Consider the following 20,227-nt stretch of genomic DNA (forward strand, 5'->3'; position numbering starts at 1 on the left):
CCGGGCGATAAAGTACAATCCAAGCGGATTGTGCTTTTTTATTGCACAAAGGATAACGCACAAGGCGCGAAGAGCACTCGTTCGGAAGAACGAGCGGCTTCTGTGAAAAAGCCGATGGGTACTGTGTGAGTAAACAACAGCCTGTGGGAGGTAGTTTGTCTGGAAGAAAGAGAGTAGGGCCTCAATTATCGGAGAAGCAGTAAACAAATTTCATAAGCGGCATTGGTATAAGCCAAGTGCCGCTCATTTTTTTTGAAGAAAGTTTGAAATTAAGGTTGGGAGTTTCTTTTCTGCAACTGTAAGGTAATAAACGATGAATGGGTAATCCGTGCCGCTAAATGTATGGATTAATTCGCCCCACCATTCTGTCTCATATCTGGAGATCATGCTCAGGTTATAGAGGAGCAAATAGTGGATGGCTGGTTCTGGCAATTTACATGGTGTCTTATCATGGCGCTTCTTCAGGATATAAATATCACCAGCCTGGTCGATGAGCCAAGGCGACACATCTAAAGAAGAAGGGGAATTGCGTAACGGAATATAAAGCAATTCCTCCTCTTCCTTAATTCTCAGATGAGAGTTGTAGCGACTGTGCGGGAATGTTTCGATATATTGCTCAAAGCGATTCGGCGTCATATGATAGGAATCCAGCAATTGAGCAGGGAAAATAAGAGAGGACCCGCTGAATGTCCCTTTATAGGAAAGATCATGTTTATATATTTTTAGAAACAAAGGATGGAGATCAGCGATGTGCTGGAGTAAGGTTCTCATTTGATACTTTTCAAAGCTATGTTTCATGTGAAACATTTTGTCTAATAAGTGCGAAAAAAGGCCGTTTTTTTGAATTTTAACCTCGTCGTCTAAAAAGCAGTAGGCGGCTTTTTTTCGTTTGCGGGTTGATACTCCATGAGCGAGGACATCACTATTTTGCGGATAGTCGGGATCTCTTGTTAAAATACAGGCTTTCAATAATTGAATAAAGCCATAAAAAAGCAAGAGCGGTTTAAGTTCTATCGGTGAAGTGTGTGCTTGCTTTATATAAAGCTCTCCCTGTTGAAGATGATAAATAAATGAATAGCAGGTATGATAGCTTTTCGCTTTTGCCTGCGGGATTTGGAGTGTTTCATATGCCTCTGTCAAATAGGTTCTGGTGAAGGCGGCGGAATAAAAAGGTAGAAAACGTTCGGCTAATGGTTTATCCATGTCAATCGCTCCAATTGTTCAGTAAATTCTAAAAAATACATTAATAATAGTATTCTTGACAGTAGTTTACCCAATTGATAAGCTACTAATAATATTTTGACGTACAAAATAAAGGATTGAGGGAGGATGGATCGTATGTGGGGAAATAAATTCCAAAAAGAGGGACTAACGTTTGATGATGTTCTTCTCGTACCAGCAAAGTCGGAAGTATTGCCTAGAGATGTTTCAATTAAGACAGCGTTAAGTGACAATTTGCAATTAAACATGCCCCTTATTAGCGCGGGGATGGATACTGTTACAGAAGCAGAAATGGCGATCGCAATGGCTAGAGAAGGCGGACTTGGTATTATCCATAAAAACATGTCGATTGAAAAGCAGGCGGAGCATGTAGATCGCGTTAAACGGTCGGAAAGTGGTGTTATTACCAATCCTTTCTACTTAACACCGGATCATCAAGTATTTGATGCGGAGCATTTGATGGGAAAGTACCGTATTTCTGGAGTGCCGATTGTTGATGAGCAACAAAAGCTTGTCGGAATTTTAACGAACCGTGACCTTCGTTTTATCGAAGATTATTCGATCAAGATCGATGAAGTGATGACGAAGCAGGATCTTGTGACTGCTCCTGTTGGTACGACGCTGCTTGACGCTGAAAAGATCCTGCAAAAGTATAAGATTGAAAAGCTGCCGCTTGTTGATGATTCAGGCGTGCTTAAAGGACTAATTACGATTAAAGACATTGAAAAAGTGATTGAATTCCCGAACTCGGCGAAAGACTCACAAGGACGCTTAGTCGTTGGCGCGGCGATAGGGGTGTCTGCCGATGCCGATAAGCGGATTGAGGCGTTAGTAGCAGCCGGCGTCGATGTGATTGTGATTGATACCGCTCACGGTCACTCAAAGGGTGTGTTAGACAAGGTTCGTGAAGTCCGTCAGTCCTACCCTGATTTAACGATTATTGCAGGGAATGTGGCGACGGCGGAAGGGACGCGTGATTTAATTGAAGCGGGAGCCGATGTCGTAAAAGTCGGAATCGGTCCTGGTTCGATCTGTACAACACGGGTTGTAGCGGGAATCGGCGTGCCGCAAATTACGGCAGTTTACGATTGTGCGACAGAGGCGGCCAAACATGGTGTGCCGATCATTGCTGACGGTGGTATTAAGTATTCCGGCGATATTGTTAAGGCTCTCGCAGCCGGAGGACATGCTGTAATGCTTGGAAGCCTGCTTGCTGGCGTTTCTGAAAGCCCAGGGGAGCGTGAAATTTACCAAGGTCGTCAATTTAAAGTATATCGTGGTATGGGCTCTCTCGGCGCAATGGAAAAGGGGAGTAAGGACCGCTACTTCCAGGAAGACGCACAAAAATTGGTTCCGGAAGGCATTGAAGGCAGAATTCCTTACAAAGGACCATTGCATGATACCATTCACCAGCTCCTCGGCGGACTTCGGGCCGGTATGGGATACTGCGGAACAAGAACGTTAGAGGATTTACGTGAAAATGGACAATTTATCCGGATAACAGCAGCAGGACTACGGGAAAGTCATCCACATGATGTTCAAATTACGAAGGAAGCGCCAAACTATTCCTTATAAGAGATTATGAAAAAATAGATAGAGGTCTTCTCTATCTATTTTTTTATGCTTTGGTGTGGTAAAATAACGTCTATGTGAAAAGGTGTGGAGGTGTAAGGGTGAAACAGCAAGTAAGAAAAAAATCACTTATCTTATTGCTGACAATGGCGTTGTTTTTTGCTTTTGTAGGAAATCAACATGCCGCGGCTTCTTTTGATTTAGAAGCTGAATCAGCGATTTTAGTCGACGCAGGTACAGGGAAAATTTTATTCCAGAAAAATATTGATCAAATTTTGCCAACGGCTAGTATGACGAAAATGATGAGTGAGTATCTCATTTTAGAAGCGATTAATAACGGAACCATTAGTTGGGAGCAAGAGGTGCCAATTAGTGATTTTGTCAGAAGTCTTTCCTTGTATATTGACTTGTCGAATGTTCCGCTTCGACAGGATGCAACGTATACGGTTAAACAGCTTTACGAATCAGTAGCGATTTATTCAGCGAATGCTTCGACAATCGCTTTGGCTGAGTTGATTGCGGGCTCTGAAACAGAGTTCGTTAAAATGATGAACGATAAAGCAGCGGAGTTAGGCCTTGAAGATTATCAATTTGTCAATTCCACTGGATTGAATAATAGTGATCTGCTCGGCAACCATCCGGACGGTACAGGGGAATCGGATGAAAATATGATGTCGGCGCGGGCAACGGCTAAACTGGCGTTTTCTTTGATTCGTGATTACCCTGAGGTGTTGGAGACGGCAAGTATTCCGACGAAAACATTTGAAGCGGGTCCTGACGAACAAATTGAAATGCGAAATTGGAACTGGATGCTTTCGGGGATTGAAGAACAGCATAATTACGAAGGTGTAGACGGGTTGAAAACCGGTTATACGGCAGCGGCTGGGAATGCATTTACAGGAACAGCTGAGAGAGATGGCATGCGGTTCATTTCTGTTGTGATGCGTACCGCTTCCCGTGATGCCCGTTTTGATGAGACAGAAAAGCTGTTTGATTATGGTTTTTCTAGCTTTACCCATATGGAAATGGTTGGAGACGGATATATTCCGGAAGGACAAGAGTTACTTCCTGTTCATGGAGGAAAAGAGAAAGACGTTAGCATTGCCAGCGCGGCTCCTCTCTCAACCGTTGTGTTAAACGGGGAAGAAGAGCTATATTCGCCAGTGCTTGAACTTGATCAGAATCAGCTTAATGAGGATGGAGCGTTAGAGGCTCCGGTTGAGGCTGGACATCAAGTGGGAACGTTGGCGCTGCAGTACGATGGTGAGCAGGAAGAAGAGTTTTTATATGCGGATCAGCGAGAAGAAGTAGCGGTCATAACAAGCGCGGCAGTTGAACGTGCAGGCTGGTTTACGATGAGCATGAGAGCGATCGGCGGCTTTTTCTCAGGCGTTTGGAATGGCGCTGCTGATATGGTGAAAGGCTGGTTCTAGCAGCTGGACGAGTCTCGTAAATAGTTTTCTGAAAACAATGCGAATATGTGTGATTTTAAGGTATACTATAAAAGATGGTAAACCCAACTTAGAGGAACGGTATAGGAGGAATTATACATGAGTCAAACAGGAACTGACAGAGTCAAACGGGGTATGGCAGAAATGCAAAAGGGTGGCGTCATTATGGACGTCGTTAACGCAGAACAAGCGAAGATTGCAGAACAGGCTGGAGCGGTAGCGGTAATGGCGCTTGAGCGTGTGCCGGCAGACATTCGCGCAGCCGGTGGTGTTGCCCGGATGGCTGATCCGACGATTGTAGAGGAAGTGTTGAATGCTGTATCGATTCCTGTTATGGCAAAAGCTCGCATCGGTCATATTGTCGAAGCGCGTGTACTTGAAGCAATGGGTGTTGACTACATTGATGAAAGTGAAGTGCTTACACCTGCGGATGAGGTTTTTCATCTTTATAAGCGTGATTTCACTGTACCATTCGTATGCGGAGCACGTGACTTAGGCGAAGCTTCGCGCCGGATCAGTGAGGGTGCTTCCATGATCCGGACGAAAGGTGAGCCGGGAACAGGAAACATTGTCGAGGCTGTTCGTCATATGCGGATGATTCAAGGACAAATCCGCAAGGTGACGCAAATGTCAACGGATGAGCTAATGACGGAAGCGAAGAACCTTGGCGCTTCACTTGAGCTGCTGCTTGAAATTAAAGAAACTGGTAAGCTACCGGTTGTTAACTTTGCAGCCGGCGGTGTGGCGACTCCTGCGGACGCAGCGCTAATGATGCAGCTTGGCGCTGACGGTGTATTTGTCGGTTCCGGTATCTTTAAGTCAGACAACCCTGAAAAGTTTGCCCGGGCGATTGTCGAGGCGACTACCCACTATGAGGATTATGCATTAATTGCTGAGCTTTCAAAGGGACTCGGAACAGCGATGAAGGGAATTGAGATTTCCTCTTTAAATCCGTCAGAACGCATGCAGGAGCGCGGCTGGTAAGCTGAAACGTGATGAAGAAAGGGCGTTAACATGCCATGGTGAAAATTGGAGTATTAGCATTACAGGGAGCTGTACGCGAGCACGTCAACTGTCTTGCAGCGCCTGAGACGGAAATCGTCGTCGTTAAGAAAGTCGAGCAGCTTGCAGATTTGGACGGCCTTGTGCTGCCCGGCGGAGAAAGCACGACGATGCGCCGGCTAATTGATCGATATGGTTTTTTTGAACCATTGAAGCAATTTGCCGAGGCAAATAAGCCGATATTTGGGACATGCGCCGGATTAATATTAATGGCAGAAGAGATTGTCGGCTATCCGGAAGGACATTTAGCTGTGATGAAGATGAAGGTGCAGCGTAATGCGTTCGGTCGTCAACGGGAAAGCTTTGAAACAGATTTGCATGTTACAGGCGTCGGGGAAGACATCCGCGCGGTTTTCATCCGTGCTCCGCTCATCGTTGAAGTCGGGACAGACGTCGAAGTGTTATCGAAGTACGGTGATGAAATCGTAGCGGCGCGGCAAGGGAATTTTCTTGCCTGCTCCTTCCATCCGGAACTTACTGATGACCACCGCTTTCATCAGTTTTTTGTGAAGATGGTCAAGGAAACGAAGCAATCATTGAATAAATAAAGCGTTGAAAAGGACAAGTACATCCTGTGCTTTGCAACAGAGAGCCGATGGCAGGTGCGAATCGGACAAAGCCTGGATGGAAATCCCCCTTTGAGTGAAAAGCAGAAGCTTGAGCGAAGCTTTTCCGGCTAGCTGCCGTTATCAGTCTAAGTGGCAAGGGCGAATTCATTCGTCTTTGCAATTAGGGTGGCAACGCGGGAAAGCTCTCGTCCCTTCTTTCCAGGAAAAGAAGGGACGAGAGCTTTTTTCACGATTAGAAGAAAGAGGCTGTTCGGTTTTCTCATGTACCGGTGTCGCTTTTTTAGAGCAATTTTTGCTAAAATAGAAACGAGCTTAGATAGGAGGATTATGACATGTTGGACATAAAGAGATTGCGTAACGATTTAGCGTCAATTAAAGCAAGGCTGCAAACAAGAGGAGAAGATATCTCCGGTTTAGACAGATTTGCGGAATTAGATGAAAAAAGACGGGCCATCATCGTAGAAGTGGAAGAATTAAAGAGCCGCCGCAATCAAGTATCGCAGGAAGTGGCTCAGTTAAAGCGGGCGAAACAGGATGCCGATCATTTAATTAAGGAAACGAAGGAAGTATCGGAACGGATTAAAACGCTTGATGAAGCGCTTCGCAACGTAGAGGAGGAGCTGGAAGGCATTTTGCTGACGATTCCGAATGTGCCGCATGAAAGTGTACCGGTCGGCGCGTCGGAGGATGACAATGTCGAAATTCGAGCATGGGGCAAAGTCCGTTCGTTTGATTTTGAAGCAAAGCCTCATTGGGATCTTGCTTCTGCCCTCGATATTGTTGATTTTGAACGTGCGGCGAAAGTAACGGGGAGCCGATTTGTGTTTTATAAAGGGCTTGGAGCGAGACTTGAGCGCGCGCTGATCAATTTTATGATGGATCTTCATCAGGACAAGCATGGCTATACTGAAATTTTACCGCCTTATATGGTCAACCGGGCGAGCATGACCGGGACGGGACAGCTGCCGAAGTTTGAAGAGGATGCATTTAAAATCCGTGAGGAAGATTACTTTTTAATTCCAACAGCAGAAGTTCCGGTCACAAATCTGCATCGTGATGAAATTTTATCAGCGGAGCAATTGCCGCTTGCTTATACGGCATACAGCGCCAATTTCCGCTCTGAAGCGGGTTCTGCCGGCCGCGATACACGAGGCTTAATCCGGCAGCACCAGTTCAATAAAGTTGAGCTTGTGCGCTTTGTGAAGCCTGAGGATTCTTATGAGGCGCTTGAGCAAATTACCGGTCATGCAGAAAAGGTGTTGCAGCTGTTAGGGCTTCCTTATCGTGTGCTAAGTATGTGTACGGCTGATCTCGGCTTTACCGCAGCGAAAAAATTCGATATTGAAGTGTGGATTCCAAGCTACGGTTCTTACCGTGAAATTTCTTCATGCAGTAACTTCGAGGACTATCAGGCGAGACGGGCCAACATCAAATATCGTCCAGAGCCAAAGGCCAAGCCGGAATTCGTCCATACATTGAATGGGTCAGGCCTTGCAGTCGGCCGTACGGTCGCTGCGCTGCTGGAGAATTATCAGGAGGAAGACGGATCAATCGTCATTCCTGAGGTGCTGCGCCCTTATATGGGTGGCGTAGACAAAATCACCGTGCCGAACTAGTAGAAGGCAAAAAAAGGATTGTCCTAAAGCATGAAGCGCAGGGGACAATCCTTTTTAAGATAAGGGCTTTGGCAGAGCACGTTACTTGCTTTTAGCTCTCCGCAAATGATTGTAACGAGACGCCACAGGCGTCTTTTCTTATTTGGGCTGCATCTCGCCAGCCTCAATTTCTTTCATATAATGACAGGCGGCCAGGTGACCTTCCTTCATATAATCCTCGGCACGAAGTTCAGGTGTCTCCGTGCGGCACTTATCCGTTGCGAAAGGACAGCGTGTATGAAAGCGGCAGCCTTCCGGTGGGTTAATCGGAGATGGGACATCTCCTTTTAACAAAATCCGCTCGTTGTTTTTTTCAGGATCGGGAACAGGTATCGCTGATAGGAGCGCCTTCGTATAGGGATGCTGCGCGTTATCAAAGACGGATTTCTTGTCACCGATTTCGACGATTCGCCCGAGATACATCACGATGACGCGATCCGAAATATGACGAACAACCCCGAGATCATGCGAAATAAACAAATAAGTGAGCTGGAACTCGCGCTGGAGCTTCTTCAACAAATTAATGACCTGAGCCTGAATGGAAACGTCAAGCGCCGATACGGCCTCATCACAAATAATAAGCTTCGGATTGACGGATAAAGCACGGGCGATACCGATCCGTTGACGCTGTCCGCCACTGAACTCGTGCGGGAAGCGATCCGCTTGATGAGCACCTAATCCGACTGTTTCCATTAATTCGCGAATCCGTTCGGCCCGCTGCTCGCGCGGCACGACATTTTGAATCGCCATCGCTTCCTCCAACACTTGACGCACCGTTTGTCGCGGGTTAATCGACGCGTAAGGGTCTTGGAAAATGATCTGCAAGTCTTTCCGCTTTTTGCGCATATCCGCTTTGCTTAAGGAAAGCAGGTCCTCTCCATCGAATTGCACCTCACCTGAAGTAGGCTCATCAAGACGGAGAATCGCCCGTCCGGTTGTTGATTTTCCACAGCCTGATTCTCCGACGATGCTGACTGTCTCCCCTTCGTAAACGGTGAAGGAAACGCCGTCGACGGCTTTAACATGATTGACCGTCCGGCCAAGCCAGCCTCCTTTAATCGGAAAGTGCTGCTTTAATTCTTCTACCTTAAGTAGTTCTTTCTGCATGAATGTCCACCTCCGGATCGCCATCCCACTCGTCTGAGTAAATCCAACAGCGAATCTGATTTCCATTGTCGTCTTCCTCAAGCTGAGGAAGCTTATCGACGCATACTTTACTTGCATGAGGACAGCGCGGGGCAAAGCGACAGCCTTTCGGCAATTCCGTCGGATTAGGCACCGAGCCTTTAATGACAGACAGTTCCTCATCGCCGAGATCGATATCGTGACGAGGCAAGGAATTCAGCAGCCCGACTGTATAAGGGTGCCGCGGATTTTTAAATAAATCGTTTACGGTTGCGTATTCGATCACTTTCCCGCAGTACATTACGGCAACATAGTCACAAGTTTCCGCGACGACTCCGAGATCATGGGTAATCATAATGATTGACATGCCAAGACGTGTTTGCAAGTCTTTCATTAGCTCAAGAATCTGAGCCTGAATCGTTACATCGAGAGCGGTAGTCGGTTCATCGGCAATTAGCAGCTCAGGATTACAGGCAAGCGCCATCGCAATCATAACCCGCTGCCGCATTCCGCCGGACAGTTCATGCGGGTATTGATGGACGCGTTTTTCCGGAGCCGGAATCCCAACGAGCTTCAGCATCTCAATCGAGCGGGTAATTGCTTCTTTTTTGCCCGCCCCTTCATGAATTTTAAAAGCCTCACCGATTTGCTGGCCGATCGTATAAACCGGATTCAGCGAAGTCATCGGCTCCTGGAAAATCATCGAGATTTCATTGCCGCGAATTTTTCGCATCGCTGCTTCACTTTTTTCAACGAGATTCTCGCCTTTAAAGAGAACCTCGCCCCCGACAATTTTACCTGGGCTTTGAATTAAACGAAGAATCGAAAGAGACGTGATGCTTTTTCCTGATCCTGATTCTCCGACGATTCCAAGTGTTTTTCCTTTGGGAACTGAAAAGTTAACGCCATCCACTGCCTTGATCTCAAAGCCTTTTGTAAAAAAGGACGTGCGGAGATCGCGGACTTCGAGGATCGGCTTATCGTCATGAACATGAGCCGTCATGAAGCTTCCCACCTTCCTGGTAAATGATTAATCTAAATCAATCCGTTTATTTAAAAAGCGATAGGCAATATCGACAAGTAAGTTAACAAAAACAAACAACAATGAAAAGACAAGCACCGTCCCTTGAACGACAGGGAAATCACGGGCGCGAATCGCATCGATGATGAAACGTCCAAGGCCGTTGATCGCAAAAACCGTCTCGGTCAGTACCGCGCCTCCAAGCAATGTGCCGAACTGGATTCCGACAACTGTGACAACCGGAATAAGCGCATTTTTTAGCGCATGACGGTAAATAACGACGCGTTCTTTAACGCCTTTCGCCCGTGCGGTACGGATATAATCTTGGCCGATGACTTCAAGCATGCTCGACCGCGTCATTCTGGCAATAATCGCCGCACCGGCTGTTCCAAGTGTAATAACCGGAAGGACAACCTGCTGCCAGGAGCCCCAGCCCGACGAGGCAAACCAGCCGGTATGGAAGGAGAAGCCGAACAGCGAGACATCAAAGCCGCTGGCAAACCATTGAATCAGCATCAGGCCGAGCCAGAAGTTCGGCATTGAGAGACCAAACAAAGCGATAATCATAATAATGGCATCGGTCAGCGTATAATGCTTTGTTGCTGAGATAATCCCGGCAATCAGCCCGATAAAAACGCTCAGGATCGTACTGTAGACGGCGAGCTCGACCGTTACCCAAAAGCGGGCCCCAATTTCGGAGGTCACATCCCGGCCACTTCTGACAGAAGAGCCAAGGTCACCTTGAATGGCATTGCCGACATATTTGAAATATTGGACTACGACATGGTCATTTAAGCCGAGCCGTTCACGCATTTGCTCCACTTGAGCCGGAGAAGCACTTTCCCCTGCCATAATCTGTGCAGCATCACCAGGAATGAGGTGCATCAAACTGAACGTCAGAATCGTGACACCTATTAAAACGGGAATTGTTTGGATGATTCGTCGAACAATAAAAGTAAACAATGTTTTGCACCTCTTTTCTAGTTTTTCATCTTAGGATCAAGGGCATCTCTTAATCCGTCACCGAAAATATTAAATGCCAGCACGACAATCACGATCGCAATTCCGGGGAAAAATGCGACATGCGGTGCATCCCACATAAAATTCCGACCATCACTAAGCATTGCTCCCCATTCCGGAGTTGGCGGCTGTGCGCCCAATCCAAGGAAAGAAAGGCCACTCGCGGTCAAAATTGAGGTCGCAATGCTTAATGTAGCTTGGACAATAAGGGGAGAGGTGACATTTGGCAGGATATGTCTAAAAATAATCCGCACGTCGCTCGCACCGAGCGCTTTGACAGCATCAATGTATTCCAGTTTCCGGACGGCAAGCGTTGACCCGCGGACAATCCGGGCAAAGACAGGAATGGAAAAAATCCCGACAGCGATAATAACATTGTTTAAGCTTGGTCCGAGCACACTGACGATTGCCAGCGCTAACAGAATGCCGGGGAAAGCCAGTAATACATCCATACAGCGCATAATAAACGCATCAACGCGCTTTCCGTAATAACCGGAGGTAATACCAAGCAAAACACCGATAACCGCTCCGATCAAGACGGAAACGACGCCGACGTAAAGGGTAAGTGACATCCCATGAATAATTCTTGTGAAAATATCTCTTCCGTGATGGTCAGTCCCGAACCAATGATCGGCGGAAGGAGAAGCAAGCTTATTTGCATAATCAGGAGTATTGGGCTGATAAGGGGTAAGAAAGGGCCCGATGATCGCCACTAATAGAAAAAACAAAATTAAAAGTCCACCAACCATAGCCGCTTTATTTTTTCGAAGCTTAGTAAAAAAGTTTTTCCAACTCTCAATACGAGGGTTAGGAGGCGGACTTGTGACCTGCGACTGATTTATTGTCTGTTCGCTCATTTTTTTCATCCTTTCTCAAAATGCTTTAAATTTTAACACAATTTAAATGCTTTCTCGAAGTTTGATTATACCGAGCTTGGCCGAATATTACAATGTAAAATAATTCTTTTAATATAATTAGGAATATTCGAGTGTTCAAATTATTTGGAAAAATAAAATTGTGAGAAAAGTCCTTCAATCCTTATTGCTGTGATGTTAAAACGCGTTACCGTGTGAAAATCTTAAAAAATTTCTTGTTTTTTTGTAAAAGTTACGTTATATTGATATTGCTTTTAATTGATTTTTTCAAAAAAAGGACACAGGAGGTAATAATCGGTGAAAATATCAAAAAATTCACTTTTTGCAATGATACTGGGACTTGTGCTGGCTTTTACGCTGGCGGCATGTGCGAGTGAACCTGATGAAGGAGCGCAGACACCGGATGAAGACGGGGCTAGCGAAGAAGCGGGGGAAGGAACTGGTGAAGGCGGCGAACTGGTTATCGCCAATTTGTCTGATGCTGTAGCGATTGATCCGCACGGCTCAAACGACACACCATCCAGTAATGTTGCTTATAATATTTATGAATCGTTAGTAAAGCAGGATGAAAATATGGAATTGCAGCCTGGTCTTGCTGAAAGCTGGGAAGCAATTGATGATACAACATGGGAATTCAAGCTTCGTGAAGGGGTAACCTTCCATGACGGATCAGAATTTAACGCTGATGTTGTGAAAGCGAATATTGAACGTATTCTTGATCCGGAAGTGGCTTCTCCACGTTCTTTCTTGTATGACATGATTACAGAAGTTAATGTGATTGATCCATATACGGTACAATTTGTAACCGAGTATCCATTTGCTCCACTTCCGGCTCACCTTGCGCATAACGGTGGCGGAATGATTTCTGGTGAATTAATCGCTGCGGATTATGAAGCGATGGAAGCAGGGGAAGAGCCAGGAAGCGTGATCAGCGCAGGTCCAATTGGGACAGGCTTCTTCAAGTTTGACAGCTGGAATCCGGGAACGGAAATCCGTCTTGTGCGTAATGATGATTATTGGGGAGAGCCGGCGAAGCTTGACTCAGTTGTGTTCAAGGTAGTACCGGAAGATTTAACGCGTATTAGTGAGCTTGAAACGGGTGCTTCACATGTATCCGAGCCATTAAGTCCGGCCGACGTTCAACGAATTGAAAGTACAGACGGACTTCATGTGAACCGTCAGCCAAGTGTCGCCTTAACGTATATTGGCTTCAACGCTGAGAAAGAACCATTTGATAATAAGCTTGTCCGTCAAGCGATTTCAATGGCGATTGATAAGGATTCGATCATTGAGAATATTTATGATGGCGCAGGGGTACCGGCGATCGGACCGATTGCACCGGACGTATTTGGCTATGATGAAAATGCAACTGGCTTAGAATACAATCCTGAAAGAGCGAAGGAATTATTGGCGGAAGCTGGTTATCCGGATGGCTTCTCCACAACGCTTTGGACAAACGATGATCGTGAGCGGATGGATATCGCAACATTTACGCAAGCGGCATTAGCGGAAATCGGCGTTCATGCAGAGATTCAAGTTGTCGAATGGGGAGCGTATCTTGACCAGACAGCGAACGGTGACCATGATATGTTTATCCTTGGTTGGACAACTGTAACGGGTGATGGGGACTACGGTATGTATCCATTGTTCCATTCGTCTAACTTCGGTGAGCCGGGGAACCGGACGTTCCTCAGCAACCCTGAGCTGGATGATTTGTTGGAGCAAGCCCGTCAAAATCCAGATCCTGATGAGCGTTTAGAGCTTTACAGCCAGATTCAGGAGATTTTGGTCGATGAGGCACCAATGCTTTATATTCACCATCAGGAATACTTGCTAGGTGTAAGTGATAAGGTTAAAAATCTATGGCAGGATCCAACGCGGATTATCCGTCTTCAGGATGTCGTGTTAGAGCAGTAAGCTTATAATAGAAGAAAAGAGTATGAAACATACTTGAAATGAGGCGGCGGTCTGTTTGACACGAAAGAAAGAGGCTGCCCGCTTTCGGGAGGCTGGGATAAAAGGTTGTTTTTCCTTTTGCCTGGCCTCTATATTTTTTCTAAAAAATACCTTGCAATTGATTTATCGATTTGATATATTATTCCTTGTCAGCAAGTTCAAGTGGAGGAATACCCAAGTCCGGCTGAAGGGATCGGTCTTGAAAACCGACAGGCGGGTTAAACCGCGCGGGGGTTCGAATCCCTCTTCCTCCGCCATATTGAAAAAGTCACACTACCAGCGAAACGGTAGTGTTTTTTGTTTAAGACGTGAAAGTACGAAGAAGCAGAGATCGGTGCAAGCTCCGTTCATTCTATGTTTTTTGAGAGTGCTCTTAAGAGAGGGAAAAGGAGACGAGCTATGGATAAAGATCAAAAGTGGATGACACGTGCGCTGGAAGAGGCCGATAAGGCAGCGGCGCTTGGGGAAGTGCCGATTGGCGCCGTTGTCGTTCGGGGAGATGAGCTGATTGCGGCCGCGCATAATCGGCGGGAATGTGATCGGCAGGCGCTCGCCCATGCCGAGCTGCTTGCGATAGAGGAAGCCTGTAAAAAGCTTGGCAGCTGGCGGCTGCTCGATTGTACATTATATGTCACACTGGAGCCTTGTCCGATGTGCGCCGGGGCGATCGTGCAGTCGCGGATTGAAAAAGTCGTCTACGGGGCGTCGGATCCAAAAGCCGGTTGTGCGGGAACATTGATGAATTTGCTTGATGAGCCGTGTTTTAACCATACGGCCGCTGTTGTATCAGGCTGTATGGAGAACGAATGTGCTGAGAGGCTGCGGTCCTTTTTTCGTCAATTGAGAGCGCGCAAGAAAAGCGACAATACGGAGTAAAATGGTCTTCCTCCTTCTTCCTGTTGCTTTTTTGTACAAAAACCTCTATACTAAAACATGCGTCGATAAAGACGCCTAACTACGTTAATCAATTTGCCGTGCTAGGTGGGGAGGTAGCGGTGCCCTGTACTCGCAATCCGCTATAGCGAGACTGAACTCCTTCTCGAGGTTCTGTCACCGTGGGGTCTGACCTAAGTAAGTGGTGTTGACGCTTGGGTTCCACGCAACGGAAACCCATGAACCCTGTCAGGTCCGGAAGGAAGCAGCAGTAAGTGGACCCTTTCGTGTGCCGTGGAGTCGCCTGAGCCGAGCTAACTGCTTAGGTAACGCCCGGGGTGGCATTATCAACGGAAGGTGCACGGTATTCATTTTATGAAAAAGGGGTTGTTCCTAAAGCTTTAGGAACAACCCCTTTTAAGCTATTGAGTGAGGGGCTTCGGGCTGGCGGAGACGACGGGAACCAGTTGAAAACTTCCGGATGTTCTTCGGTTGCAAGCCTTTGAAAATGGAGCTATTAAAGCTATAATGGAGAAAGACGCACGGAAGGAGGAGCAGGAGAGTGGGCTATCAAGCATTGTATCGTGTGTGGAGACCGCAGCTGTTAAAGGATGTGGTTGGCCAGGAGCATATAACAAGAACATTGCAAAATGCTTTGTTGCAGGAAAAACTTTCCCACGCCTACCTTTTTTCGGGGCCGCGGGGCACGGGAAAAACGAGTGCGGCCAAAATTATTGCCAAGGCAATAAATTGTCAAAAAGCTCCTGTTGCCGAGCCTTGTAATGAATGCCCGGCATGTATCGGCATTACAAATGGCTCGATTGTTGATGTGATGGAAATTGATGCGGCTTCCAATAATGGGGTTGATGAAATTCGCGATATTCGTGATAAGGTGAAGTTCGCTCCGAATGAAGTGCGCTATAAGGTGTATATCATTGATGAAGTACATATGTTGTCGACAGGGGCGTTCAACGCTTTATTAAAAACGTTGGAGGAACCGCCGAGTCATGTTTTATTTATACTGGCGACGACTGAACCGCATAAAATCCCACTTACGATCATTTCGAGATGCCAGCGTTTCGATTTTAAGCGGATTACAAGCCAGGCGATTGTCGGGCGTTTAGCTCATATTCTTGAGCATGACGGAGTCTCTTTTGAAGAGGATGCGCTATTGATGATTGCCCGCGCCGCAGAAGGCGGGATGCGTGACGCTTTAAGTCTGCTTGATCAGGCGATCTCTTTCGCCGATGAATCGTTGACGCTTGCCGATGTGCTTGCTGTTACCGGCGCCGTCTCGCAACATGCTTTGCAGATCATCGTTAAAGCGATTCACGAGGGAGAGACGGTCAAAGTATTAGAAGAGCTTGATCAATTGCTTCAGGATGGAAAAGATCCATTGAGGCTGATTGAGGATACTGTCTATTATTTCCGTGATATGCTGCTCTATAAGCATGCTCCTCAGGCAGAAGAGCTGCTAGAGCGCGCCAAGCCTGATGAGATGTTCAGGCAGCTTGCGGCTGAAGTGAATGAGGAATGGCTGTATCGATCAATAGATTCTTTAAATAAAAGCCAGCTGGAAATGAAAGGATCTGCTCATCCAAAGATTTTTCTTGAACTCGCTTTGATGAAGCTCGTGAATCAAAAAGTGCCCAGACAGCCGGCTCAAGCGACAGCCGCTGCGGTTGCTTCAGATGAAGTGGAGCAGCTGAAAGGAAAAATTCAGACGCTTGAAAGGGCGTTTGAACAGTTGAAGCAAACCGGCAGCGCTGAACAAGGTAAAGAGCAAACAGCCGCGCCGGCAGCAAGGCGTCCGAAAAAAGTTCCGGCGCAGGCCAGAATGTCGACAGCGAAGGTGAAGGAAACGATCAAGGCTGCCGATAAGAGAAGCTTGCAGCAGGTGACGGCGAGCTGGGGTGATGTGATGGAGCGGATTAAATCGCAAAGCGTTCCGGCGCACGCCTGGTTGATGGATAGCAAACCGGTAGCCGCCTCCGCAAGTACGATCGTTCTGGCGTTCCAAAATGAAATGCATCGTGATATGATGGATACGAAGTTTCGCCCTGTGCTGGAGCAAATTTTACAAGAGGCGCTTCAAGGACAAACATCCTTTGTGACGATTCTCCATCATCATTGGGAGCAGGTGAAGCAGGAGTTCGTCGATGAGCAAAAAAGCGGCGATGAAGAAGAAAATGATACACTGATTGAAGAAGCGATCAAGCTGGTAGGAGAAGAACTAATCGAAATTGTAGATGGATAAGTGAAAAGGAGGAAGTTTACAATGAAAAATATGGGTAATATGATGAAACAAATGCAAAAGATGCAAAAGCAAATGCTGAAGGCGCAGGAGGAATTAAAGGAGAAAACCGTTGAAGCGACAGCCGGAGGCGGAATGGTGACGGTTGTAGCGAGCGGTGACAAGCGCATTCTTGATGTGAACATTTCCGAAGATGTCGTTGATCCTGACGATGTTGAAATGCTCCAGGATTTAGTGCTTGCGGCGACAAATGAAGCGTTGAAGAAGGTTGACGAGCTGATTGAGCAAGATATGGGCAAGTTTACTAAAGGAATGAATATGCCTGGAATGTTCTAGGAGGGGAAAAGGTGCAATATCCTGAACCGATTGCGAAATTAATAGAAGGATTTATGAAGTTGCCAGGTATCGGGCCTAAGACGGCGAGCCGCCTGGCTTTTTTTGTACTAGATATGAAGGAAGATGATGTGCTGGACTTCGCGAAAGCATTGGTGAACGCCAAGCGGAATCTAACCTATTGCTCCGTCTGTCACAATATTACCGATACGGACCCTTGCCGGATCTGTGAAGATAAGCACCGCGATGAAACGACGATTTGCGTCCTGCAGGAAGCAAAGGACGTGATCGCGATGGAAAAGATGAAGGAATATCGGGGGAAATACCATGTTCTGCACGGAGCGATCTCGCCGATGGATGGAATTGGCCCGGAAGATATTAAAATCCCTGAGCTGTTAAAGCGGCTTCAGGATGATACGATTCAGGAAGTAATTATTGCGACGAACCCGACAATTGAAGGGGAAGCGACGGCGATGTATATTTCAAGGCTCGTGAAGCCGACTGGAATCAAAGTTACGAGAATTGCCCACGGCCTTCCAGTTGGCGGCGATTTAGAATATGCCGATGAGGTCACTTTGTCCCGGGCAATAGAAGGTCGCAGAGAGCTGTAAGGTGGGGAAAAAATGTTTTTTTCGAAAAAACAACGATTGCGAGCGCAGGAGGATGAACGTTTAATCCAGCTAATAGAAGATCATAAACGCAGCCTCGACAGCCAGCAGCAATTAATCAGGCGCAGTGTGGAGCCGAGTGAAGATGTGCTGCAAAGAAAAAAGATAACAGATTCCTTATATTCATTTTTGTTGAGGGAAGCTAGAGCGCGACACGCGACAAAAGATAACCGTATCAAGTAGAACGAGACCGTTTGCGCGGTCTTTTTTCATTCCTCCTGGCATAGGTTGTCTATAGGAGGTTGTGCGAACAACTTTTAAGACAAGCCAGGGAGTGGTCGTATGGATTCGGTTGTGCTTCTTTCTTTATTGGGAGGGTTGATTCTTCTTTTGTTAGTTGTCGGTGCGCCGATGAAGCCGCTGCGTTTTGTAGGGAATGTCTTCGTTAAATTTATCATTGGAGCGCTGATGCTGTTTTTTGTCAATGCGTTTGGCTCCTTTTTTGATTTTCATATCCCGATTAATGGCGTAACGGCGGCAGTCTCGGGAATTCTCGGCCTTCCGGGAGTGGTTTTGCTGATCGTAGTGAAGCAATTTATTATTTGAAAGCAGTAGGAAAGAGAATGGACAGAAGTCGAAGGTGAGAGGGAAAAACATGGCGATTCCGCTCATTGCTTAGTGGCTCGGTCAAAAGGTGAAAAAAACAACCTTTTGACCGAGCCGCTTTTTTTCTTCGTGTCATAATGAATAGAAAGAATTTAGGCGGGGGCAAACTTTTTCCTGGCGCTTATTCGTCTATGTTATAGAAAGACCGTTAGCTAACGAGAATGAAACAAGGGGAGGGAGAGGGATTGAACAGAAAAGCTGGGCACAGCAAGGCGATCGCTGAGTTTGCTATGCAAAATAAAGAAAATGTTTACCGGCTTGCCTACAGTTATGTGCAAAATTCCGAAGACGCGCTGGATGTCGTTCAGGATTCCATTCAAAAAGCACTCGCCACAAATAACTTGAAAGACAGCGGGGCGTTAAAAAGCTGGTTTTACCGGATTGTTGTCAATACGTCATTGGATTTTCTCCGGCGAAGAAAGAAAGTGAAGGTCGTGGATGATCACACGCTTCAATGGCATTCCGCCGGGCGTGAAGATCATTATAAAGATTTTGACCTGTATGAAGCTTTAAATAAGCTGTCCCCTGATTATCGCACTGTCATTGTTTTGCGATTTTTGGAGGATTTGAAAATTGAGGAAGTGGCAGAAGTGCTCGATCTGAACGTGAATACGGTAAAAACACGAATCTATCGCGCGCTGAAAATTCTTCGAATACAGTTGGAGAACATTGAGGGGGTAAATCAAAATGGATGATAGAATGAAACGATGGAAAAAAGAATATAACAATATCGCGATTCCCTCTGAGTTGGATCATGTTGTTGAAAAAGCTTTGCGAACATCCCCTGCTCAACGCCCTCGCGCCCGCTGGCTCGCGGCAACAGCTGCCGCCTTTTTTATTTTCGCGGCTGGCTTAAACATAAGTCCTGCATTTGCAAAGGCATTAACTGACGTGCCGTTTATCGGGAAGGTGGTAGAAGTATTAACTTTTAAAGAGTATCACATTGAAGAAGGCGGCTATCAGGCAGATATTAAAGTGCCTGAAATAAATAATCTGGCGGACCCGTCATTGGCAGAGACGTTAAATCAGCAATATGTAAAAGAGGGGCAGGCTCTTTATGAGGCATTTATGGCTGAGATGGAACGAGCCGAGGCTTTTGGGGAGGATGGGTTGTTAAAAGTAGACAGCGGGTATGAAGTAAAAACGGAAACCGAACAAATTTTATCTCTCGGCCGTTACGTGGAGGAAACGGTAGGCTCCTCAATGACGACCATTCAATACGATACAATTGACAAGAAGAATCAAGTCATCGTGACCTTGCCAAGTCTTTTTAAAGATAACAGCTATATTGATACAATTAGTGAAAATATTAAAAGCCAGATGACGCAGCAAATGAATGAAGACTCTTCCATATCCTACTTTGTTGAATCAGCGGATGATCCGACTGGTACTGAAGGGTTCAGCACGATTGCCGCCGAGCAAAGTTTTTATATTAATGAAGAGAATAAGCTTGTCATCTCTTTTAACGAGTATGAAGTGGCTCCCGGCTATATGGGGGTGGTCGAGTTTGTCATTCCGACTGATGTTTTGCAGGATTGTTTAGTGAGCAATGAGTATGTGAAGTGATTAATCAGAAAGGTCATTTGCGTTCTTTATGGTAGAGGACCGTTTAACGACAAGAGAGCAGAGGCCGAGCAATGACTTAATCGACAGCGGTCTGTTTAAGTCATTGCTTTTCTAGTAAAGGATTTTAAATCAATTTTAAAAAACAGTTGCATTGTTCTTTTGAAATATGTTATATTATTTCTTGTCGCCAATGACGGATGAAACTTAATTAAAAAAAGTATTGACGAGCGAGTCAGTATTTGATATGATAATTAAGTCGCCATAAACGACAACGAGTTCTTTGAAAACTGAACAAAAGCCAAGCGAAAAAGGTGACGAATGTCACCGCAAAAAAGTCAGCGGAGCCTGCACAGGATGCAGCGTGAAGCGACTGTCAATTTATTAACGTAAGAGCTTAATC

The 20,227-nt window shown here is 46.2% G+C and carries 19 protein-coding genes, 1 tRNA gene, 1 other RNA gene and 1 other annotated feature; of the genes, 16 read left to right on the forward strand and 5 right to left on the reverse strand.

The window, feature by feature from the left end; all coding sequences use genetic code 11:
- Positions 1–243: 243 nt before the first annotated feature.
- Entirely contained in the window at positions 244–1,203 is a 960-nt protein-coding gene (locus ABMB67_RS21855; RefSeq protein ID WP_251225214.1) for a YaaC family protein, read from the reverse strand.
- Positions 1,204–1,338: 135 nt separating this feature from the next.
- Between ABMB67_RS21855 and guaB the strand changes: the two genes are divergently transcribed.
- The 5 genes from guaB (at position 1,339) to serS (ending at position 7,491) form a co-directional block, all read left to right on the forward strand.
- Positions 1,339–2,796 (forward strand): IMP dehydrogenase, encoded by a 1,458-nt coding sequence (guaB, locus tag ABMB67_RS21860; protein ID WP_251225213.1) that lies wholly within the window; start codon positions 1,339–1,341, stop codon positions 2,794–2,796.
- 98 nt (positions 2,797–2,894) lie between these two features.
- Positions 2,895–4,226, forward strand: a complete 1,332-nt coding sequence (locus ABMB67_RS21865) for a D-alanyl-D-alanine carboxypeptidase family protein (protein ID WP_354573319.1) — start codon at positions 2,895–2,897, stop codon at positions 4,224–4,226.
- A gap of 117 nt (positions 4,227–4,343) precedes the next feature.
- Positions 4,344–5,228 (forward strand): pyridoxal 5'-phosphate synthase lyase subunit PdxS, encoded by an 885-nt coding sequence (pdxS, locus tag ABMB67_RS21870; RefSeq protein WP_251225212.1) that lies wholly within the window; start codon positions 4,344–4,346, stop codon positions 5,226–5,228.
- Positions 5,229–5,263: 35 nt separating this feature from the next.
- Positions 5,264–5,854 carry a pyridoxal 5'-phosphate synthase glutaminase subunit PdxT gene (gene pdxT, locus ABMB67_RS21875; RefSeq protein ID WP_251225211.1) on the forward strand — a complete coding sequence of 197 codons (591 nt, stop codon included), beginning with the start codon at positions 5,264–5,266 and terminating at the stop codon, positions 5,852–5,854.
- Positions 5,850–6,071, forward strand: a binding site (T-box leader). Its footprint overlaps the gene before it by 5 nt.
- A 136-nt stretch (positions 6,072–6,207) precedes the next feature.
- Positions 6,208–7,491, forward strand: coding sequence for a serine--tRNA ligase (gene serS / locus ABMB67_RS21880; protein ID WP_251225210.1), 1,284 nt, complete (start codon positions 6,208–6,210; stop codon positions 7,489–7,491).
- 138 nt (positions 7,492–7,629) lie between these two features.
- Here serS and ABMB67_RS21885 read toward each other — a convergent pair whose 3' ends face one another.
- The 4 genes from ABMB67_RS21885 to ABMB67_RS21900 are packed head-to-tail and all read right to left on the reverse strand — an operon-like array spanning position 7,630 to position 11,553.
- Positions 7,630–8,637 carry an ABC transporter ATP-binding protein gene (locus ABMB67_RS21885; protein ID WP_251225209.1) on the reverse strand — a complete coding sequence of 336 codons (1,008 nt, stop codon included), beginning with the start codon at positions 8,635–8,637 and terminating at the stop codon, positions 7,630–7,632.
- The gene (locus ABMB67_RS21890) at positions 8,618–9,658 is read right to left on the reverse strand and encodes an ABC transporter ATP-binding protein (RefSeq protein WP_251225208.1); all 1,041 of its coding nucleotides are present in this window, start codon (positions 9,656–9,658) and stop codon (positions 8,618–8,620) included. The genes ABMB67_RS21885 and ABMB67_RS21890 overlap by 20 nt, the downstream gene beginning before the upstream one ends.
- A 27-nt stretch (positions 9,659–9,685) precedes the next feature.
- A complete protein-coding gene (locus ABMB67_RS21895) occupies positions 9,686–10,639 on the reverse strand; it encodes an ABC transporter permease (protein ID WP_251225207.1) in 954 nt (317 codons plus the stop codon).
- A 17-nt stretch (positions 10,640–10,656) separates the two neighbouring features.
- Entirely contained in the window at positions 10,657–11,553 is an 897-nt protein-coding gene (locus tag ABMB67_RS21900) for an ABC transporter permease (RefSeq protein ID WP_251225206.1), read from the reverse strand.
- Positions 11,554–11,868: 315 nt separating this feature from the next.
- Between ABMB67_RS21900 and ABMB67_RS21905 the strand changes: the two genes are divergently transcribed.
- The 11 genes from ABMB67_RS21905 to rsiV all read left to right on the forward strand — a co-directional run bounded on the left by ABMB67_RS21905 (position 11,869) and on the right by rsiV (position 19,827).
- The gene (locus tag ABMB67_RS21905) at positions 11,869–13,488 is read left to right on the forward strand and encodes a glutathione ABC transporter substrate-binding protein (protein WP_251225205.1); all 1,620 of its coding nucleotides are present in this window, start codon (positions 11,869–11,871) and stop codon (positions 13,486–13,488) included.
- A gap of 203 nt (positions 13,489–13,691) precedes the next feature.
- Positions 13,692–13,784 (forward strand) — tRNA-Ser (locus tag ABMB67_RS21910).
- Positions 13,785–13,926: 142 nt separating this feature from the next.
- Entirely contained in the window at positions 13,927–14,403 is a 477-nt protein-coding gene (tadA, locus tag ABMB67_RS21915; protein ID WP_354573320.1) for a tRNA adenosine(34) deaminase TadA, read from the forward strand.
- 96 nt (positions 14,404–14,499) lie between these two features.
- Positions 14,500–14,765, forward strand: an RNA gene (gene ffs, locus ABMB67_RS21920) — signal recognition particle sRNA large type.
- Between the two features lie 197 nt (positions 14,766–14,962).
- Positions 14,963–16,657, forward strand: a complete 1,695-nt coding sequence (dnaX, locus tag ABMB67_RS21925; RefSeq protein WP_354573321.1) for a DNA polymerase III subunit gamma/tau — start codon at positions 14,963–14,965, stop codon at positions 16,655–16,657.
- A 21-nt stretch (positions 16,658–16,678) separates the two neighbouring features.
- Positions 16,679–16,990 carry a YbaB/EbfC family nucleoid-associated protein gene (locus ABMB67_RS21930; protein ID WP_251195894.1) on the forward strand — a complete coding sequence of 104 codons (312 nt, stop codon included), beginning with the start codon at positions 16,679–16,681 and terminating at the stop codon, positions 16,988–16,990.
- Positions 16,991–17,001: 11 nt separating this feature from the next.
- Positions 17,002–17,598, forward strand: a complete 597-nt coding sequence (recR, locus tag ABMB67_RS21935) for a recombination mediator RecR (RefSeq protein ID WP_251195895.1) — start codon at positions 17,002–17,004, stop codon at positions 17,596–17,598.
- A gap of 12 nt (positions 17,599–17,610) precedes the next feature.
- Positions 17,611–17,838, forward strand: coding sequence for a YaaL family protein (locus ABMB67_RS21940; protein ID WP_354573322.1), 228 nt, complete (start codon positions 17,611–17,613; stop codon positions 17,836–17,838).
- A 99-nt stretch (positions 17,839–17,937) separates the two neighbouring features.
- On the forward strand, positions 17,938–18,201 hold the full coding sequence (locus tag ABMB67_RS21945) for a pro-sigmaK processing inhibitor BofA family protein (RefSeq protein WP_251225201.1): 264 nt from the start codon (positions 17,938–17,940) through the stop codon (positions 18,199–18,201).
- Positions 18,202–18,446: 245 nt separating this feature from the next.
- Positions 18,447–18,956, forward strand: a complete 510-nt coding sequence (sigV, locus tag ABMB67_RS21950; RefSeq protein ID WP_354573323.1) for an RNA polymerase sigma factor SigV — start codon at positions 18,447–18,449, stop codon at positions 18,954–18,956.
- Complete coding sequence (rsiV, locus tag ABMB67_RS21955) at positions 18,949–19,827, forward strand: anti-sigma-V factor RsiV (RefSeq protein WP_354573324.1); 879 nt, start codon at positions 18,949–18,951, stop codon at positions 19,825–19,827. The genes sigV and rsiV overlap by 8 nt, the downstream gene beginning before the upstream one ends.
- Positions 19,828–20,227: the final 400 nt, after the last annotated feature.

Origin of the sequence: Halalkalibacter oceani (genome assembly GCF_040544555.1) — a bacterium.
Taxonomy (GTDB): domain Bacteria; phylum Bacillota; class Bacilli; order Bacillales; family Bacillaceae_D; genus Halalkalibacter; species Halalkalibacter oceani.

What these genes read in the sequence shown, in the direction of transcription:
- ABMB67_RS21855 (WP_251225214.1), bottom strand. Translation starts at nt 1,203, where the DNA reads ATGGATAAACCATTAGCCGAACGTTTTCTACCTTTTTATTCCGCCGCC.
- guaB (WP_251225213.1), top strand. Translation starts at nt 1,339, where the DNA reads ATGTGGGGAAATAAATTCCAAAAAGAGGGACTAACGTTTGATGATGTT.
- pdxS (WP_251225212.1), top strand. Translation starts at nt 4,344, where the DNA reads ATGAGTCAAACAGGAACTGACAGAGTCAAACGGGGTATGGCAGAAATG.
- pdxT (WP_251225211.1), top strand. Translation starts at nt 5,264, where the DNA reads ATGGTGAAAATTGGAGTATTAGCATTACAGGGAGCTGTACGCGAGCAC.
- serS (WP_251225210.1), top strand. Translation starts at nt 6,208, where the DNA reads ATGTTGGACATAAAGAGATTGCGTAACGATTTAGCGTCAATTAAAGCA.
- ABMB67_RS21885 (WP_251225209.1), bottom strand. Translation starts at nt 8,637, where the DNA reads ATGCAGAAAGAACTACTTAAGGTAGAAGAATTAAAGCAGCACTTTCCG.
- ABMB67_RS21890 (WP_251225208.1), bottom strand. Translation starts at nt 9,658, where the DNA reads ATGACGGCTCATGTTCATGACGATAAGCCGATCCTCGAAGTCCGCGAT.
- ABMB67_RS21900 (WP_251225206.1), bottom strand. Translation starts at nt 11,553, where the DNA reads ATGAGCGAACAGACAATAAATCAGTCGCAGGTCACAAGTCCGCCTCCT.
- tadA (WP_354573320.1), top strand. Translation starts at nt 13,927, where the DNA reads ATGGATAAAGATCAAAAGTGGATGACACGTGCGCTGGAAGAGGCCGAT.
- ABMB67_RS21930 (WP_251195894.1), top strand. Translation starts at nt 16,679, where the DNA reads ATGAAAAATATGGGTAATATGATGAAACAAATGCAAAAGATGCAAAAG.
- ABMB67_RS21940 (WP_354573322.1), top strand. Translation starts at nt 17,611, where the DNA reads ATGTTTTTTTCGAAAAAACAACGATTGCGAGCGCAGGAGGATGAACGT.
- ABMB67_RS21945 (WP_251225201.1), top strand. Translation starts at nt 17,938, where the DNA reads ATGGATTCGGTTGTGCTTCTTTCTTTATTGGGAGGGTTGATTCTTCTT.
- rsiV (WP_354573324.1), top strand. Translation starts at nt 18,949, where the DNA reads ATGGATGATAGAATGAAACGATGGAAAAAAGAATATAACAATATCGCG.